The following is a 16774-nucleotide window of genomic DNA, read 5'->3' on the forward strand; positions in this document are numbered from 1 at the left end:
CGTTCTTATCCAGCAGGCATTAATATGGATATTACCCCTGATAATCAAAATGCGTCACCCCAACTATTACCCTATGAAAAACTCGTGAAAACAATGGGCTATTTGACTTTAGTTGTTGCAGTAGCACTGTCGGCTTTTCAGATATGGCAAGGCGTGAGTTCAACGATCTCGGCAACCTATTTTAGACCCATCCACTTGTGTTGGGTATTGGTATTGATCTTCCTTCACTTTCCATTGATCTCTAACCGAAAGAACAAGCTCTTTATTGTGGGCAAGCTGATCGATGTGATCTTGTGTGCCGTGGTGGTGTTTGCTGGCTACCGTTTATGGATATTCGATTATAACGACATCAATCATCTGTTTTATGGCCTTCAATTTGCTGACATGTTTGCTGGTAGTGCTTTGTTGGTACTGCTGCTAGAAGGATGCCGACGTACTGTTGGTTGGGTGATGGTGTTAATCGCAGTGTTGTTCCTTGCGTATAGCGCGTTCGGTGACATGCTGCCAAGTGGTTTTTCTATTAAGGCTTACACGCTACAAGAGCTGATTCAGTTCCAGATTTACTCCGCTAATGGTGTATTTGGTTCTGCGTTAGGGATCGCCGCGACAACGGTATTCATCTTTGTGTTGTTTGGTGCATTTCTAGAGGTGACCGGAGCCGGTAAATTCTTTATTGATCTCGCATTCTCAATCGCCGGTAAATACCGTGGCGGCCCTGCGAAAGCCGCGGTATTGGCATCGGCAGGTTTGGGTTCTATTTCTGGTTCTGCGATAGCGAATACGGTGACCACAGGCTCAATTACGATCCCTATGATGAAGAAGCTCGGTTATAAACCAGAGCAAGCCGCAGGTATTGAAGCTGCCGCCTCTACGGGTGGGCAAATTATGCCACCAATTATGGGGGCTGGTGCGTTCGTGATGGCGCAGTTTACTGGTGTGCCTTACAGCGAAATCATGATCGCATCGATTGCTCCTGCTATTTTATACTTTTTCTGTACTTTGCTTTACGTTCATCTAATGGCGTGCAAGTTGAACCTCAAAGCTGTAAGCAGAACAGAAGCCGTGATTTCGGTGATGAAAGATGGCGCTCACCGCCTGATTCCGTTGATCTTGATAACGGCACTCTTAATGATGGCTTACTCACCGTTGCTAGTTGGTGTTGCGGGTTGCAGTGCAATTCTACTAACCGCGGCGCTGCGTAAACACAGTCGAATCGGATTGAAGAAATTCATTGAAGGGATGAAAAATGGTGCACTGATGGCGTTGCCGATTTCTGCAGCGTGTGGTGCGGCGGGCATTATTGTTGGTGTGGTAGGGCAAACAGGAATCGGTTTGCAGTTTACTCAGTTTGTGATGGACTTCTCTGGTGGCTACATGCTTATTGCATTGGGCTTAATCAGTTTAGTGGCTTTAATTTTGGGTATGGGCTTACCTGTAACAGCGGCGTATATTGTGTTGGCGGTTATGGCTGTACCAATGCTAAGCGATTTTGGCTTACCATTGTTAACTGCTCACCTTATCGTATTTTGGCTGTCTCAAACCTCGAACGTAACGCCACCTATAGCCTTGGCTGCTTTTGCTGGGGCTGGTGTAGCGAATGCTAACCCAATGAAATCTTCGGTAGAAGCGTTCAAGTTGGCGGGTGGTCTGTTCATCATCCCAATTATGATGGCATACACAAGCCTTGTGAATCCTGACGACGGAATGCCAGCGTTGCTTTTGTCAATCGTCCAGACGCTGACTATTATTGTCGCGATAGCGATCGCAATTGAAGGGTATTTGATTCGTTCACTGAGCATGGTTGAGCGCTTAGCAGCATTACTTGCCATTCCACTATTGCTACTCAATCCATTCGGGCTAGGACCTTTGGGGATTGTAATTATTGTCGCACTGATTGTGATTCAATGGCGTGGTCGAGAGGTCGCAAAACAAACCTAGTGTTTATCGAGTTCGGACAAAAGAAAAAAGGGACCTTTACTATGTATAGTAAAAGTCCCTTTCTCTATACGTCAATTAAACAAAGACGTTACGTAAGTTAATCACTGAAACTTACGGTTGTTGCTTAGTTGGTGCTAGAGCAATCTCACGGATACATACATTCTGTGGTTGTTGGTAAGCGTACGATACCGCGCGAGCAATATCGTCAGCAGCCAGTACGCCGCCCATGTCTTCTTTCCAAGAATCGTAACCGTCTTTGATTTCTTGAGATGTAGTGTGAGACAGAAGTTCAGTCTCTACAGCACCCGGTGCGATAGTGGTAACACGAACATTTGAAGCAGCAACTTCTTCACGAACGTTCTCAGAAATAGCGTGTACCGCGAATTTAGTACCACAGTAAGCAGCGTGGCTTGGGAATGTTTTCTTACCCGCGATTGAGCTGATGTTGATGATAGTACCTGTATTGCGTTCCATCATAGGAGCAAGTACAGATTGCATGCCGTTTAGAAGGCCAATCACGTTCACGTCGAACATTGTCTTCCACTCTTGAGCGTCTTGAGTATCGATTTGACCAAGAAGCATTGCACCAGCGTTGTTGATAAGCGCGTCTACAGGGCCAAATTTCGCTTCACCTTGTGCGATTGCTGCATCAAAAGACGCTTTGTCTGTTATGTCTACTTTTACTGACAGTGAGTTTGGTAGGTTCAGCGCTTCAAGGCGGTCAACACGACGAGCTAAAAGTAGCAGAGGGTGACCTTCATCGCTTAGACGACGAGCGATTGCTTCACCAATACCAGAGCTTGCACCTGTAATTACGATTAGTTTTTTCATTTTATTTCCTCTGTACTTTAATTGCGTCGGTTGGCTACGACGTGTTGTTTAAGTGCATTCGAATCAAGTGCTTGTTGCCTTGCTTCGTTGCGATGGAAGTATATTAAGGAAAATAGCATTGTTGATATATAGCGCTTTACTTGAAACACTGTTGCTGTGGTGCAACAATAAAGGCGTCTATCTCATAACTTCATTAGTAAGCTGGTGACTATGCTCAATCAAATTAACCTGTCTGATATTCGCTCCTTCGTGCTTATCGCTCGTTTAGGTAATTTCACCAAAGCGGCGGAGGAGTTAGATGTTTCACGCTCCCACGTATCACGCCAAGTAAGTAGTTTAGAAAAGCAGATGGGTGTGACACTGTTTATCCGTACCACTCGAACCTTGAGGCTGACGCACGCAGGGCAAGATCTGTACGCGAGATGTGAACAATCCTTAGATAACATAGACCAAGCCTTGATTGCTGCTGTCGACGATGTCGAAGAAGTACGTGGCGACATAAAAGTAAACTGTGTCGGAGGTTATCTTGGTGAGGTGATCATCGCGGATCTGGTCAATGAGTTTATGCAGCTCTACCCAGACATCAGCATCAGCCTTGATTTCAGCAGTAACCGAGTCGATTTGATTGAAGACGCCTTTGATATCGCTTTTCGTATGGGGAGCTTAGAAGACGCGGGCTTTATCGCAAGAAAGCTTTTGGACATAGAGATGGGAACGCTCGCAAGCCCTGAGTATTTCGCTCGCAAAGGGAAGCCAAATCACCCTAAAGATCTCATCCACCATGATTGCTTAACGGGCTCGGTGCGTAAGTGGAGCTTTCAAGCTTTGGATGACACTAAGAAAACGGTCGATGTGCATGTCACGGGCAGACTTCAATGTAAGAATGGCCGAGTGTTGGTACAGGGCGCCAAGTCGGGCAATGGGATTATTCGTGTTCCAACCATCTATTGCTTGCAAGAACTCAACGACGGGCAACTGCTGCAAGTGTTTGATGAGTGGATAGTACCTAAAGTGGACTTTTCAGCGATCTACCATCGAGACCGCTATCAACCAAGTCGAATTCGAACCTTCATTGATTTCGTAAAAGATCGCTTTGAGCGAATGCCAGTCAGCTAAATGGCGCGGCCTACCTTCCTCTTTCTTTTAGCAATAGTTGGACTGGCTTGGGCTTACATCTCGTCGATTTCGTTTTGTAGGTTTTCCAGCTGGTCTAGAATCAACAAGAACTTCTCGCCGAACGGCGTCACTTGGTACTCAACTCTTGGTGGCAGTTCGTTGAACATTTGCTTATCTAAAATCCCGAATTCTACATTTCGCTTCAAACATTCATTCAACACCTTGGTCGATAACCCTTCTACTGAGCGCACCATTTCACCGGGGCGATTAATGCCATTTGCCAATAATTGGTAAACCGTTAGCGACCATTTACAGCCATAGATGGTTTCGACCATGCGAGCTGAACGCTCTGGTGCTGATTTTCTTGAAAAAAAGTTTTCCTGATTTTTCATAAAGATGTACCAATAAGTACCTACCTAACCGATTTGTACTTACTATTCATAGTGTTAGTTCAAGGCCTAAGATTACCACGTTCACATGACTTAGGAGATAACAAAATGAACTTCACTAAAAATGGTATTGCAGTAGTAATCGGTGGCACAAGTGGTATGGGCTTTGAAACAGCGAAGCAGCTAGTTGCTCAAAACATTCATGTGTTGGTTGTCGGCAATAACCCAACTAAGTTAGATAAAGCGGTGTCAGAACTGCAATCGTTAGGTCACGCTTCAGGTTGGCAAGCTAACCTTTATGATGATGCGAGTGTGTCTCGCCTTATCGAACACCTTGAATCGTTAGATGAAGGTATTGGTTACCTTGTAAATGCTGCAGGTTACTTCAACCCTAAAGCGTTTATTGAGCACCAAGAATCTGATTACGAGCAATACATGCAGCTTAATAAAGCAACCTTCTTCATCACTCAAGCGATAAGTAAATTGATGATCAAGAATGGCGGCGGCAGTGTGGTTAACGTTGGTTCTATGTGGGGGAAGCAAGCAATCAAAGCGACGCCATCTTCTGCCTATTCAATGGCTAAAGCTGGCTTGCACGCCTTAACACAGCACATGGCAATGGAATTGGCTGAACATAACATTCGTGTAAATGCGGTGTCTCCGGCTGTGGTTAAAACGCCGATTTACGAATCTTTCATTAAGCTGGAAGAAGTGGATCAAGCGCTAGAAGGCTTCAACGCATTCCACCCTATTGGTCGCGTAGGTTTGCCGAAAGATATCGCCAATAGCATCTCTTTCTTACTGTCAGACAGTGCAGATTGGGTAACGGGTGCAATCTGGGATGTTGATGGCGGTGTGATAGCTGGCCGCAATTAATTAGGCTTCTGTTAAGGTGGCTGTCGCGCAGGAAAAATGCAGCGAGATGGCCTCCTGGATGAGTATTCGCGTAGAATAAAAGCTAGAAAGATAATAAGAATAATTAAAACGATAACAAGAGTAAGGTCGCCATTATGTTCAACATGGACTTTTCAAAAAAGCTGGTTATTGAAACCGAATCATTAGGCTGGATTGCAAGCCCTGCCAAAGGGATTTGGCGTAAGCCGCTTGAAAGAGAAGAGAAAGAATCGGGCCACACGACCAGTGTTGTGAAGTACGATCCTGAATCTTCGTTTTCTGAGCACCCGCATCCGCAAGGCGAAGAGATATTCGTATTAGAGGGTGTGTTCTCAGATGAAACTGGAGATTTCCCTGCGGGCACTTATATCCGTAATCCCCCGGGCAGTGCGCATTCTCCATCAAGCAAAGATGGCTGCACGATCTTGGTGAAGCTCAACCAGTTTGATGCGAGAGACTTAACTCAAGTTCGTATCAATACTTTGGAAACGGAATGGCTTCCGGGTATTGGTGGTTTACAAGTGATGCCACTGCATGAATTCGAGCACGAGCATGTCGCTTTAGTGAAGTGGCCTGTTGGCGAACGTTTTCAGCCACACCGTCATTTTGGTGGTGAAGAGATCTTTGTGTTGTCAGGCACTTTTAAAGATGAACATGGCGAGTATCCAAAACATACTTGGATGCGTAGCCCTCATATGAGCGAGCATTTCCCTTATGTGGAAGAAGAGACGGTTATCCTAGTGAAAACGGGTCACTTGCCATTGGATTAAAGGAATGCTCAATATAAAGATGAGAAAGCCGCATTGTTGTGAACAAGCGGCTTTTTTAGTTTTTATATATGAATTGACTAGTAAGCGACACCAATACGTTGACGTGGGAACTTGCCAGCTTCGAGCTCATCAATCATCGCAATCGCGTAGTCGCTGACTGAAATTTTGCTGTTGCCATCTTCGTCGGTGAGCAGCTGATCACCACCTGTGCGGTAGGTTGATAGCTTATCGCCCGGGAAAATTTCTGCTGCAGGGCTAACAAACGTCCAGTTAACCTCGCTGTTCGATTGCTTGAACACTTCAAGAGCTTCACCCTGTGCTAGTGCTTCGTTTTTGTAATCTGCTGGGAAGTCAGGAACGGTCACTAACGGTACGTTTGGCGCCACTTCTAATGAACCTGCACCGCCAACCCAAAGCAGGCGCTCGATACCAATGCTTGGCAGTGTCTCAAGCAGCTTAGTCGCTGTGCTTTTTACGATGTCGTGATTACCCAAAGCACGTCCGCCAATCGAAGTGATTACTGCATCAACGCCGGATAGTGCGGTTGCAAGGCTTGCTGCTTTATCTTGTAAATCAAATGAACGAACCTCAACATTGTTTATTTCTACACGGCTTGCATCTCTTACGACTGCAACCACGTCGTGACCACGAGATTGAGCTTCTTGAGCAATGTGACTACCAATCCAACCAGATGCGCCTAATACTGCAATTTTCATAATGTCTCTCCAATTATCTAATTTATTGAGTCTGTTTCTCGACAGCCATTGCAGTCTAATAGCTCACTAGGTTGCGATAAATATCGTAAAATGATGTAGATTGTATCTATACAGTTATCTAATAGGCTTGGTTAAGTCGGCAAGGGAGAGTGTGATGGACAGGTTGACGGCGATGCGTAGCTTTGTTGAAGTCGCAAATTGCGCCAGTTTTACTCAAGCAGCAGAGCATTTGGACATGAGCCGTTTACAGGTTTCACGGCATGTTCAAGAGATCGAAGGGTGGTTAAAACAAAGGTTACTGCACAGAACTACTCGTAAGGTCAGTTTGACAGCGGCAGGAGAGATTGCGCTGCGACGTTGCGAGAAGATACTCCATGAAACCGCAGAGCTAGAAGTCACTTCACTCAATCAAACCGACGATCTTTCAGGGGTAATTCGAATTGCAGCGCCGATTGGTTTAACTCAAAACATGCTGTTGGATGTGGTTGAGCAATTCACAGAGCGTCACCCTAATATCACGGTCGAGTTGTTTGCCTCAGACCGTTTTGCGCAGCTGGTGGATGAGAGAATAGATATTGCCCTTCGCTATACTGACCAACCTGACGATAGTTTGATTGCTCGAAAGCTCATGGAAATTGATTCAGTGGTGTGTGCCTCTCAAGTCTACCTAGACAAGTACGGAGAACCTGAAACGGTCGAAGCACTTCGACAGCATAACTGCTTTCGCCATTTGAGTGTTTCTAAGTGGGATTTCGTTAAGGATAACCAGCACTATTCGGTTGAGGTGTCTGGCACTATCAAGGCTAACGATGTTGGGGTATTAACTCGCGCCGCACAGCATGGAAAAGGGATTGTTCGCTTACCTTGTGATTTAGCCAATCCGTTGATTGCAGAAGGGAAATTGAAACGAATATTGGATGACTTTGTTTCACCCAGCAGTGTGCTTTGGGCGGTGTATCTGTCTCGCAGTTATCAGCTGCCTGTTGTTCGTCAGTTCATTGATTTTGCAGCAGAAGTTTGGTCTAGCGATATTAAGTCTGGTGATGTTTGAGGTTATATATCTTAAGTACACAAGTACACAAGGCATAAACACATAAATACAAAAATCCGATATCAAAGGTGATATCGGATTTGAACTCAATCATTCAGAGTTCCACACGCTCTCCTCTCACGAAGTCTTTACACGTATCTGTGTACCGATAATCGGGTGTTTATCGCCTTATCGTTGATGTCAGGTAAAGGCTGATACAAGTTTCTAGTAATGTCGGATAATACTTGGTCGTAAACTTGCGATACGACGCTAGAAATATCACTGGTTAATTCGTATAAGCTATCTGTAGGTTGGGTTAATTCGTTGCTCGATGCGATTTCTGCGAGTGCATGCATCGCTCGAGTGCAAACTGGTGATCCACTGCTAATAGGGCAGATAATTGATAATTGGTTGAGTTTACGGTGAGTCTGAGATGCATAGAATTTGAATCTCGCATACTCCTCAGGTATTCCCGTATTCGACTTTTCTATCCCAGGGATGGCCATTCTCAACTTGGTAAGGATCTCCATGCAATCCAAGATCTGTTGCCAGTTCATGTGGTACTCACGGCTCATGTCTTCTCGTTCTGATTGAATCAGCCAGATGATCATCACTTCATCCATCAAGAACATGCTGTGACGAATCGTTTTTCCATGAATCGATTGATTACGTACTAAGCTACGGTTTTGCCAGTCATTGTGCATAGCGATGAGTTTGAGATGATAAATGCGATACATCGGACGGCTGTCAAACGACACATGAGATTGAAGCAGTTCAGATACCTCAAGTATGTTGTCGTAAATCTGATTCACTTTTCGAATTGAGTCGCTCGTCAATTGATACGCCAGAGCAGAATGCGTTGCCGCGCGATGTTTGCGTGATAGCAACAATAACTGTCTGAGTAGAACTAAGGTTTCAAACCGGTGTGATAGCGCTGTTTGTCTCTTCTTTGAGAAATGAAACAGCGCTGCAAGTACTAATAGGGATAAACCCACTGAAATAACGACCAACATATTCAACTCCTAATATCTGAATACCTACTTAGTGGTATTTCACGATTTGTGCCAAAATTGATAAGCATTATATTTCAACGACTTATATTTTAAGCCCGCTTGTGGATGACCAATACTGGTGCATCACCTCACCATTCGAGTGAGTGCGATAGAAGAGGTTAGAGGTTTTTATAGTTTCTAGACTTTGCTATGGCTGAAGCACAAATAGCTACAATCTGGCTAACCTCTTATGCAAGGTTAGTCAGATTGGGTTACACAGAGATGTACATTCAGTGAGTATATAGTGAAGGTATGACTAAAGATTTACGGCGAATGTACCACTGAGAAGACAGATAACCGCGAAGCTCGTTTAGGTCGATAGCCCAATAAGTCGATCGTTCCAGAAATCAATAGCTCGGTAAATCAATAGCGCGATAAGTCGATCACTTTATGACACAGCTTACTCAAAGCCAGTTGATCATGGCTGATCAAAATTAGGCCGCAGTTAGCTTCTTTCGATACTTCAACAATTAACCTTAGCGTTTGTGCTGCAGTGATGGGGTCTAATCGTGATGAGGGTTCATCTGCAATTAACAGTTTTGGGCTCATCAGTAGCGCTCGTAAAATGGCGAACCTCTGTAATTCTCCTCCGGATACTTGGCTTGAAGGACGCTCAAGCAATGCAGAATCAAGGCTCAATCTATCTAGAAGTACGGGTATCTTGGAGCGATTTAGCTTGTGAAGCGCACACAAGTCATCAAGCAACGTTTTTAGTGTTGTGTGAGGGGAGTGCGCACTGGGTGGATCTTGGTAAAGCTTAAGGCGTTGTCCTTTTTCGATTTTTTGAACCCAGTCGATATTGCCGGAAAAGTCGTGATGCAACCCTAGTAAAGTATCGGCGAGAGAAGATTTTCCGCATCCGCTGTCACCATAAACTCCCAGTATTTCACCGTGTGATAATGAGAACGTCAGATCTGAAAAGAGTGTTCTTTGATCGCGGTAAATAGCTAAACCTTCAACTTCAAGAAGTAGCTTCTGCCCGCTTTGTATACCAACCTCTGAGGGAGCAGCGTGACTATTTGATTCATTTGAAGGTTGCGAGGAAGCTGGCTGCTCAAGAGACCAATACTCAGGTTGCGCTTGTATTAGCGCTTTTGTGTAGGCCGCTTGTGGCTGATCTAAAATGGCTTTAGCGTCTCCCCTTTCAACAATTGCCCCTTCTTTCATGACAATGATGTCACCACCTAACATTTTAGCCAGTTTAATGTCGTGAGTGATGGTGAGCAGGCCACCGGGTTTGCCATTTTCAAGTTGTTGGCAGTGAGAAAGGAGAAGTTGCCCAACGTGATCACGTCGGCTTTCGTCTAAGCCTTTTGTGGGTTCATCGGCAATTAACAGTTTGCCTCCAGCTTGTGTCGCACATAAGTACGCAGCACGTTGCGCCATTCCGCCCGAGAGTTCAAATGGGTGTTTATCTCCATCTTTGCCCAGATCCATTTGTTGAAGTGCATGATGGGTGAGTGTGTCACTCTGGGAGCGATCTTCGTTTAAAACCAGCTTATGAACTTCGCTTATCTGCGATCCTATAGTCCGAAGCGGGTTGAGTGCTAACCAAGGTTCTTGAGGTAGCAAAGCGATTTCTTTACCCCAAAACCGTTCTCGGTTTAAAGGGTTAAGCTCATCAAACAAAGTAATGTCGCCCGCTGGTTTTAAGGCATCAGGTAATGTGCCGGCGATAGCTGCCGCGATTAGGCTTTTCCCCGCGCCTGTTTCTCCCAAAATGGTGAGCGGACGCTGAGGATATAAATCTAAACTTAAGCTCTGGACTAAGGTTTGAGTATCAGTATGAATCGACAGGTTTTCAATTTTTAACATTGCGTTCATGCTGTTACTCCCTTATCCGCTTGTTTACCTAGTTGCAGTTTTTCTTGTTTAGATCTTGGTTCATTATGCGCATGGTTTTTTGAGGATTGCGTGTGACGTTTTCCTTGAGCTAATAAATGAAAGCTTAATACCAGAAGAAAAACGGTCAGTACCGGTTGAATCAAAACCCAAGGGGCTTGGTGGTAGTAACGGAATAGTTCAACCATCATTAAGCCGAGCTCAGCTTCTGGCGGCTTGAGCCCAACATGCAGAAAGCCTAAAGACGCGAGCGCTAGTATTGAATTACCCGTACCAAAACAGAACAGGGTGAATAAATCATTTCGGCAATCTGGCCATAAGTGACGCTTGAATATATACCAGTGGTTGAACCCATAAAGCCGAGAGGCTTCTACTGCAGGTGACTGAATGAGTGACAACGTTCGGTTGCGTGACACGCGGAAAAAGTCCACCCACAGCATGAGCGATATGGCGATATATAGAATAAGGAATGATCCCGGAACCATAGCCGCAAAAAGTAAAACAAGAATTAAGCCGGGCATGGCGAGTATCATGTTCACGTTGAATGAAAAGATTTTATCCCACCATCCTTGTTTCCAACCAGCGATTACTCCCATTGACGTCCCTAACAACGCAGCGGTAGTAATACTGATTAATGCCATGGAAAGTGAGGTGCTGATGGCGTGGCTTAATCTTGCCAAATTACTGCGTCCAAAATGGTCTCTGCCTAAAGGTTCTTCGACAGAAGGCGTTGTGAATGCAAGGTCTAAATTTTGCTTGGCAATATCACCTTGATAGACAGTCCGTTCTAGCATGACTAGGCATAATAAGGCGGCTAAGATAATCAGACCTAACCATTGCGGCTTTGTTAAATTCATACGATCTTAACCTTCTTTTTTTCGGATTCTGCTTGTGGTCTATTAGGCGCGAATTTTGAAAATAAACCTGAAGTTTTATTCGCGCGTTGCCTTGGATCCAATTGGTAGTTAACAAGATCGACTAAGGTATTGATGACCACAAATAGAAGCCCCATCAGCAATGCTGCCCCTTGAATCATTGGAATATCTCTACGGAAAATCGCATGCGCCAATGCATGCCCAATACCTGGCCAGGAGAACAATGACTCGATCATAATGATCCCTTCAATTAACCCGGTTGCTTGAACACCAACAAAAGTAATAACAGGTAAAGCGATGTGTTTATGAGCGTGATGCTGAAAAGCTTGCGCCTCACTGAGTCCTTTTAAACGAGCGAATAAAAAGTGCGGTGCTGTGATGGCATCGTGAGTGGCGTTTCTTATAAGACGACTAGACATTGCAGCCAGCGATAGTGCCAAGGCGAGGGCGGGCAAAATGATAAACTCGACTCGACCAAAGCCTGCCACAGGAAGCCAATTCAGCTGTAACGAAAATATAATCACCAAGGCCAAACCTACTAGAAATACAGGCTGAGCTCTTAAGATGATGGAACCTAATAGCGAGAAGTTGTCTGCAAAAGAGTCGGTCCGTTTTCCACAATAAATACCGATTGGGATGGCAATGAGAAGAGAAATGACGGTCGCGACGACTGCCAATAAAATGGAGTGCCCGAGCTGGTGGCTGATTTCATCAATGATGGGGGTACCACTAATCAATGATGTTCCTAAATCAAAATGGAGAAGATCCCACAACCATTCGAGGTATAACTGCAAGCCCGAACGATCAAGCCCTAACTCTTGGTAAACCGCTTGTGCCGCATCTGCATCCACATAATCGTACCCATAACGACCCGCTGCAATTCGAAAAGCAAAGTCGCCGGGTAACAAGCGCATTAAAATGAAAGTGAGTGTTCCGATACTCCAAGCCACAAAGCCGGCTTGGAGTACTCTTCGGATTAAGATATTAATCATTAATCGTCATCTCTGAGATACGATAGTTGATTTCAAATGGGTCAAATGAGAAGTGGTTAACACGTTCATTCACCGCGACTAATTGAGTGTAGAAAGTCACAGGAATCAGCGGCATTTCTTCCGCTAATATGGATGAAGCTTCTTGAGTCATTAGATTATATTGTTCTTGGTTTGGTTCAACCGATAGACGTTGAAGTAAGCTGCTGAACTCATCAGAAGACCAGTTCATTGGTCCCCAGTCACTGCCTTTATGGCTAGCAAAGTCGCGCATTAGTAAGGCTAGGGGATCCGCCGTAGTGCCAAAATTACGCGCCACGAGCGCCATTTCTAAGGTGCCGTCTTTGTGCTTTGATGGAATTGCACTTGAGTTATCGATAGAAACATTCACTTGAATGCCGACTTCTTTAAGCTGAGCTTGAATCGCGGTAGCTACGATAGGCAGCTCTGGTCTATCTGAGTAGGTAGTTAAAGTAATGTCGAATGGTTTGCCTTCTCGCGAAAGGAGACCTTCCTCATTTTCCTGCCAACCTTGCCCTGCGAGTAATGTTTTCGCTTGGTCGATATTGCGCTGAGTTTGTTCAAGGTTATTGATGTGCCATGCGCCAAGAGAAGGGGCAAACAGTTGATAGGCTTCAGAGCCTGGAACGCGGACGATTTGTTTTGAAATTCCCGTTCGGTCCAAAGCTAAACTGATAGCTTGACGCACATCTGAATGATTCAAAAGTGGGTGTTCATTATTCAACTTAATTAGGATCGTTCTTGGGATTGACTCCATCACTAATTCAACATTTTTTGCTGACTCAAGTAGGTCGATACTGGCTGGATCGAGTGTGTAAACCAGATCGGCTTGACCGGTTTGTGCTAACAAAGCACGGCTTTCAGAGCGATGACCTGCAAGGTAGTGAACATGTTCAATCGAGGCTTTTGTGCCCCAGTAGTCCGCATTTTTGACAACATGCGCTTTATGAGGAGCTTGTAACTCTTGGATTTTATAAGGACCTGTACCACTCAGTTGTGCAACATTTCCTTGTTGATCAAACGAACTTGGTGCTGCAATCGCTGCTGTGTAATGAGCTAACACTGCCAGCAATGGTCGATAAGGTTGAGATAGTTCTATCACTAGAAGGTTGTCTGAAGCTGATACCTCTTTGATAGGTACACGCTTTAATACGCCAGGTTTTTTTAAAGCGTGAGAAAGAGAAGTTTGAACAGCTTGCGCGGTAAGCGGGGAGCCATCGTGGAACACAACGTCTGGGCGCAATGTGAATTCCCAGCGTAAATTGTTTGCGTTAGTTGTCCATTCTTTCGCTAATAAAGGGGTGACGTTGCCTGACTTATCGATAGCAGTAAGCGCTTCAACGACTTGTAACCGTGTAAATAAATAGCCGTTTTTAGATAAATCTTGGTCGGTAAATTCAAAGGGACCAGAAATGTTTAGCGTTGTTGGTTGTGTTTCTTTTGATGGTAAAAATATCCATATGAGTAGTGCACTGATGGAAAGTAGCGCCAGTGCGGCAAGCTTTTTCATGCTTTTGTCCTAGTTATGAGTAATCATTGCGATGTTATAACATAACAATTGCGTATTGTTAATGATAATAGTTGCTAATTGGCTCGGTTTTTTATCGGGCGTGAGTATGAAAAAAGCCCCACTGAAATCAGTGAGGCTCTAATTTTTGTATGCGGTTCTGATTCTAACAGGGTTTATTGGACGGTATCAGTCAGCTGTAAAAGCTGTTTGAGTGACAGTCACTATGCCCTGTTTAAAATAAGCTTGGCTCCATTGGTGAGCCTGGATCTGTTTAGGTCAATGCGCTTGAGTTAATATCGGGATACTAAGCACTAAGCACTAAGCACTAAGCACTAAGCATTAAATATTAAACATTAAGCCAGTTTTAGGTCGAACTCAGTGCGGTACATCACCATATCTTCAATGGTCAGTACAGGCATGTTGTGCATTTTACCGAAAGCAACGATCTCTGGCGCTTTTGCCATCGTGCCGTCTGGGTTGGTAACTTCACACAGTACACCTGCCGATTGAAGACCTGCCATTTGCATTAGATCCACAGTACCTTCTGTGTGACCGCGGCGAGCCAGTACACCACCTTTACGCGCACGTAATGGGAATACGTGGCCAGGGCGAGCTAGGTCAGTAGGTTTAGCCGTTGGGTTTGCAGCTGTCTTGATCGTTGTTACACGGTCAGCGGCAGAAACACCTGTTGTTACGCCGACTTTTGCTTCGATAGTAACGGTAAACGCAGTTTGGTTTGCGCTGTTGTTATCAACAACCATAGGTGGAAGTTCGAGTTGGTTTGCTTGCTCGTCTGTTAAGCATAAGCACACAATACCGCTGCATTCTCGGATCATAAGCGCCATTTGAGCATTCGTTAGGTGTTCTACTGAGTAGATGATGTCGCCTTCGTTCTCACGATCTTCATCGTCAAGTAGAAGCACGCCACGACCTTCGCGCAGAGCTTGCAGTGCGTTTTCAACGCGAGTGATTGGTTCGCCAAATTCGGCAAGTAGTGAAGACTGATTCATGGTTAAACTCCTAAAATATCACCAGAATCAGGGCTGTATGAGGGATCTCAACCGAGCACAACAAAGCAGACTCATTACAAGTCGACTTGTACCAATCGTAGTAAACAACTGGTCATTCTAGCTGATTAAAACCCTTGATAACGGCGTTAAAATTTTTGACTGTAGAATAACTACTTATCGAAAAATTTTGCCTTGTTCTCAAGCGTTTTTCCTGCGCTATCTCTGATCATTTATTTACTGTGATTGGTATTAGCTCATTATGGTTTTATCCAAAACGAAATGCACCCGTCTAAGTTGGAGGCATGAACCTAATAAATAGGTACACCTTTCCAAGTTAAACGAGTGTGTTTTCATTCTCTCTCATCCGGACTATGACCGTCGGCTCTGGCATCTCACCAGATCTGCTGACCTCGACGAATCGAGCGCTCGCGGGCTTATCTTTAGATTTTGCTAAAAACATACCGCCGGTGGGGAATTTCGCCCCGCCCTGAGAATAAAAATTAATAATCTGTTTTGCTTTGAAAGCAGACCAGATGGTAATCCTTTCAATAGTGGATTTAAAGGACTGACAGCAAAGTTTTTCAGATTCCAGCCTTATAATCGGGTAAGTGTTCACTTTATCAGCAGAACGTGTCCGGCAGTCTTTAGTGGGATAATGCCTTTGTCTCAGCTGGTTTGAGTGGTCTTTGTTGCTCTATGAACATCAGTGTATGTCGAACATTATTGGTGCTGGCGTGGCCGTTCACTGAATCAATACTCAAGAGGTTCATCAATCGAACATTGTTAGACCATGACGGCTTAATGACCGTTTTGACATAAAATTGATATTGGCAGTGCTAAGCTGCGCTAGCATCCATCCACTTTATCCAAAAGATCTTAGTCATGACATCTCCGTTCTCTAACAAATCCAAAGGCTTATTACTGCTCGTTTTAAGTTTGTCTTCTCTCGTACCGTTTTTGATCTTTGGATCTTATTTTGACCTTGGGGCTGGGGTTTCGCCTTTCCAAGGCGCCTTCATAACGTTTGTGACTTACTCGGCGGGTAATCAAGGGTTCTTGGTAACGCTAGCTGTTTTGTCTTTGGTATTGCTCACGATGAAATTTTCCAAAGTTAAGCTCGTCAGCCTTTGTCTGCAGCTCGGCTTGTTGTTGGTTCTCAGCTTTGCAGCAAAAACTTTCTTAAAGCACTCTACAGAAAGCCCGCGTCCTTATTCTGAGTATTTGGTGACCCAAGAAGTCGTTGACATGCCAGAGCTGTTTTACGAACTGCCATTGGTAGAAAAGAATGCAGCGATTACATCTGTGAAAGATAAGGTGAGTGAGTGGCGAACACGTCATTGGCTAGGTGAGACTGACTATTCTTTCCCATCTGGGCACATGATTTTCGTTGGCGTGTGTCTGGCGTTCTTTGGCGGCTTGTTCCTAGAAGCGAAACGTTTTTACTTAGTCGGCGGTTTGCTAGTTTGGGCTGGTGGCGTTGCTTATAGCCGAGTTTGGCTTGGCATGCATAGACCTGAAGACTTGGCGGCGTCTATCGCCTTTGCTGGTCTTATCTATCTATTGGTGCCACTGATTCCGACGCAAAAAATAGAACCTTTGTTACCGATGTTTCTAAGAGATAGCAAATGAGTAATAAACTTGCCTAGAAGAGCAATAGTGGGGCTTTTGAGAGAGAGGAATAAAAAACCGCCTTCGGAGAAGGCGGCTATTTTAAACGATGACTGCTATTGAAAAACTATAGACGCTATTTGAAATCATAACCGCTACACACTACAAGTTTCATTTTAAATA

The 16774-nt window shown here is 44.7% G+C and carries 15 protein-coding genes and 1 riboswitch; of the genes, 6 read left to right on the forward strand and 9 right to left on the reverse strand.

Annotated elements, in window-relative coordinates; genetic code table 11:
* Positions 1 to 24 precede the first annotated feature (24 nt).
* Entirely contained in the window at positions 25 to 1938 is a 1914-nt protein-coding gene (locus AB6C75_RS11885; protein WP_372107853.1) for a TRAP transporter permease, read from the forward strand.
* Positions 1939 to 2049: 111 nt separating this feature from the next.
* On the opposite strand, the gene AB6C75_RS11890 is transcribed toward AB6C75_RS11885, so the two are convergent.
* Entirely contained in the window at positions 2050 to 2769 is a 720-nt protein-coding gene (locus AB6C75_RS11890) for an SDR family oxidoreductase (RefSeq protein ID WP_372107854.1), read from the reverse strand.
* 210 nt (positions 2770 to 2979) lie between these two features.
* Here AB6C75_RS11890 and AB6C75_RS11895 point away from each other — a divergent pair, with 210 nt between their 5' ends.
* Positions 2980 to 3885 (forward strand): LysR substrate-binding domain-containing protein, encoded by a 906-nt coding sequence (locus AB6C75_RS11895; protein ID WP_372107855.1) that lies wholly within the window; start codon positions 2980 to 2982, stop codon positions 3883 to 3885.
* 53 nt (positions 3886 to 3938) lie between these two features.
* On the opposite strand, the gene AB6C75_RS11900 is transcribed toward AB6C75_RS11895, so the two are convergent.
* Entirely contained in the window at positions 3939 to 4277 is a 339-nt protein-coding gene (locus AB6C75_RS11900) for a helix-turn-helix domain-containing protein (RefSeq protein ID WP_004733017.1), read from the reverse strand.
* Between the two features lie 105 nt (positions 4278 to 4382).
* On the opposite strand from AB6C75_RS11900, the gene AB6C75_RS11905 reads away from it, so the two are divergent.
* Complete coding sequence (locus AB6C75_RS11905) at positions 4383 to 5150, forward strand: SDR family NAD(P)-dependent oxidoreductase (RefSeq protein ID WP_372107856.1); 768 nt, start codon at positions 4383 to 4385, stop codon at positions 5148 to 5150.
* Between the two features lie 134 nt (positions 5151 to 5284).
* Entirely contained in the window at positions 5285 to 5938 is a 654-nt protein-coding gene (locus AB6C75_RS11910; protein ID WP_372107857.1) for a cupin domain-containing protein, read from the forward strand.
* A gap of 77 nt (positions 5939 to 6015) precedes the next feature.
* Here the strand turns inward: AB6C75_RS11910 and AB6C75_RS11915 are convergent, their stop codons facing one another.
* Positions 6016 to 6654: an NAD(P)-dependent oxidoreductase gene (locus AB6C75_RS11915; protein WP_372107858.1), complete on the reverse strand. Its 639-nt coding sequence runs from the start codon at positions 6652 to 6654 to the stop codon at positions 6016 to 6018.
* A gap of 154 nt (positions 6655 to 6808) precedes the next feature.
* Here AB6C75_RS11915 and AB6C75_RS11920 point away from each other — a divergent pair, with 154 nt between their 5' ends.
* Positions 6809 to 7705, forward strand: coding sequence for a LysR family transcriptional regulator (locus AB6C75_RS11920; RefSeq protein WP_372107859.1), 897 nt, complete (start codon positions 6809 to 6811; stop codon positions 7703 to 7705).
* 128 nt (positions 7706 to 7833) lie between these two features.
* On the opposite strand, the gene AB6C75_RS11925 is transcribed toward AB6C75_RS11920, so the two are convergent.
* The 6 genes from AB6C75_RS11925 to ribB form a co-directional block, all read right to left on the reverse strand.
* Positions 7834 to 8697, reverse strand: a complete 864-nt coding sequence (locus AB6C75_RS11925; RefSeq protein ID WP_372107860.1) for a hypothetical protein — start codon at positions 8695 to 8697, stop codon at positions 7834 to 7836.
* 402 nt (positions 8698 to 9099) lie between these two features.
* Positions 9100 to 10560 (reverse strand): ABC transporter ATP-binding protein, encoded by a 1461-nt coding sequence (locus AB6C75_RS11930; RefSeq protein ID WP_372107861.1) that lies wholly within the window; start codon positions 10558 to 10560, stop codon positions 9100 to 9102.
* A complete protein-coding gene (locus AB6C75_RS11935) occupies positions 10557 to 11435 on the reverse strand; it encodes an ABC transporter permease (RefSeq protein WP_372107862.1) in 879 nt (292 codons plus the stop codon). The genes AB6C75_RS11930 and AB6C75_RS11935 overlap by 4 nt, the downstream gene beginning before the upstream one ends.
* Positions 11432 to 12445 carry an ABC transporter permease gene (locus AB6C75_RS11940; protein WP_372107863.1) on the reverse strand — a complete coding sequence of 338 codons (1014 nt, stop codon included), beginning with the start codon at positions 12443 to 12445 and terminating at the stop codon, positions 11432 to 11434. Before AB6C75_RS11940 ends, AB6C75_RS11935 begins: the two co-directional genes overlap by 4 nt.
* Entirely contained in the window at positions 12438 to 13973 is a 1536-nt protein-coding gene (locus AB6C75_RS11945; RefSeq protein ID WP_372107864.1) for an ABC transporter substrate-binding protein, read from the reverse strand. Before AB6C75_RS11945 ends, AB6C75_RS11940 begins: the two co-directional genes overlap by 8 nt.
* A gap of 353 nt (positions 13974 to 14326) precedes the next feature.
* Positions 14327 to 14983, reverse strand: a complete 657-nt coding sequence (gene ribB, locus AB6C75_RS11950; RefSeq protein WP_004733029.1) for a 3,4-dihydroxy-2-butanone-4-phosphate synthase — start codon at positions 14981 to 14983, stop codon at positions 14327 to 14329.
* A 348-nt stretch (positions 14984 to 15331) separates the two neighbouring features.
* Positions 15332 to 15482: riboswitch (FMN riboswitch) on the reverse strand.
* Positions 15483 to 15865: 383 nt separating this feature from the next.
* On the opposite strand from ribB, the gene AB6C75_RS11955 reads away from it, so the two are divergent.
* Entirely contained in the window at positions 15866 to 16612 is a 747-nt protein-coding gene (locus tag AB6C75_RS11955; RefSeq protein WP_102250158.1) for a phosphatase PAP2 family protein, read from the forward strand.
* Positions 16613 to 16774: the final 162 nt, after the last annotated feature.

It is taken from the genome of Vibrio sp. 10N.237.312.B06, assembly GCF_041464685.1.
GTDB lineage: Bacteria > Pseudomonadota > Gammaproteobacteria > Enterobacterales > Vibrionaceae > Vibrio > Vibrio tasmaniensis_A.

What these genes read in the sequence shown, in the direction of transcription:
- ribB (WP_004733029.1), bottom strand. Translation starts at nt 14,983, where the DNA reads ATGAATCAGTCTTCACTACTTGCCGAATTTGGCGAACCAATCACTCGC.
- AB6C75_RS11885 (WP_372107853.1), top strand. Translation starts at nt 25, where the DNA reads ATGGATATTACCCCTGATAATCAAAATGCGTCACCCCAACTATTACCC.
- AB6C75_RS11935 (WP_372107862.1), bottom strand. Translation starts at nt 11,435, where the DNA reads ATGAATTTAACAAAGCCGCAATGGTTAGGTCTGATTATCTTAGCCGCC.
- AB6C75_RS11905 (WP_372107856.1), top strand. Translation starts at nt 4,383, where the DNA reads ATGAACTTCACTAAAAATGGTATTGCAGTAGTAATCGGTGGCACAAGT.
- AB6C75_RS11900 (WP_004733017.1), bottom strand. Translation starts at nt 4,277, where the DNA reads ATGAAAAATCAGGAAAACTTTTTTTCAAGAAAATCAGCACCAGAGCGT.
- AB6C75_RS11925 (WP_372107860.1), bottom strand. Translation starts at nt 8,697, where the DNA reads ATGTTGGTCGTTATTTCAGTGGGTTTATCCCTATTAGTACTTGCAGCG.
- AB6C75_RS11920 (WP_372107859.1), top strand. Translation starts at nt 6,809, where the DNA reads ATGGACAGGTTGACGGCGATGCGTAGCTTTGTTGAAGTCGCAAATTGC.
- AB6C75_RS11890 (WP_372107854.1), bottom strand. Translation starts at nt 2,769, where the DNA reads ATGAAAAAACTAATCGTAATTACAGGTGCAAGCTCTGGTATTGGTGAA.
- AB6C75_RS11940 (WP_372107863.1), bottom strand. Translation starts at nt 12,445, where the DNA reads ATGATTAATATCTTAATCCGAAGAGTACTCCAAGCCGGCTTTGTGGCT.
- AB6C75_RS11930 (WP_372107861.1), bottom strand. Translation starts at nt 10,560, where the DNA reads ATGAACGCAATGTTAAAAATTGAAAACCTGTCGATTCATACTGATACT.
- AB6C75_RS11945 (WP_372107864.1), bottom strand. Translation starts at nt 13,973, where the DNA reads ATGAAAAAGCTTGCCGCACTGGCGCTACTTTCCATCAGTGCACTACTC.
- AB6C75_RS11910 (WP_372107857.1), top strand. Translation starts at nt 5,285, where the DNA reads ATGTTCAACATGGACTTTTCAAAAAAGCTGGTTATTGAAACCGAATCA.
- AB6C75_RS11915 (WP_372107858.1), bottom strand. Translation starts at nt 6,654, where the DNA reads ATGAAAATTGCAGTATTAGGCGCATCTGGTTGGATTGGTAGTCACATT.
- AB6C75_RS11895 (WP_372107855.1), top strand. Translation starts at nt 2,980, where the DNA reads ATGCTCAATCAAATTAACCTGTCTGATATTCGCTCCTTCGTGCTTATC.
- AB6C75_RS11955 (WP_102250158.1), top strand. Translation starts at nt 15,866, where the DNA reads ATGACATCTCCGTTCTCTAACAAATCCAAAGGCTTATTACTGCTCGTT.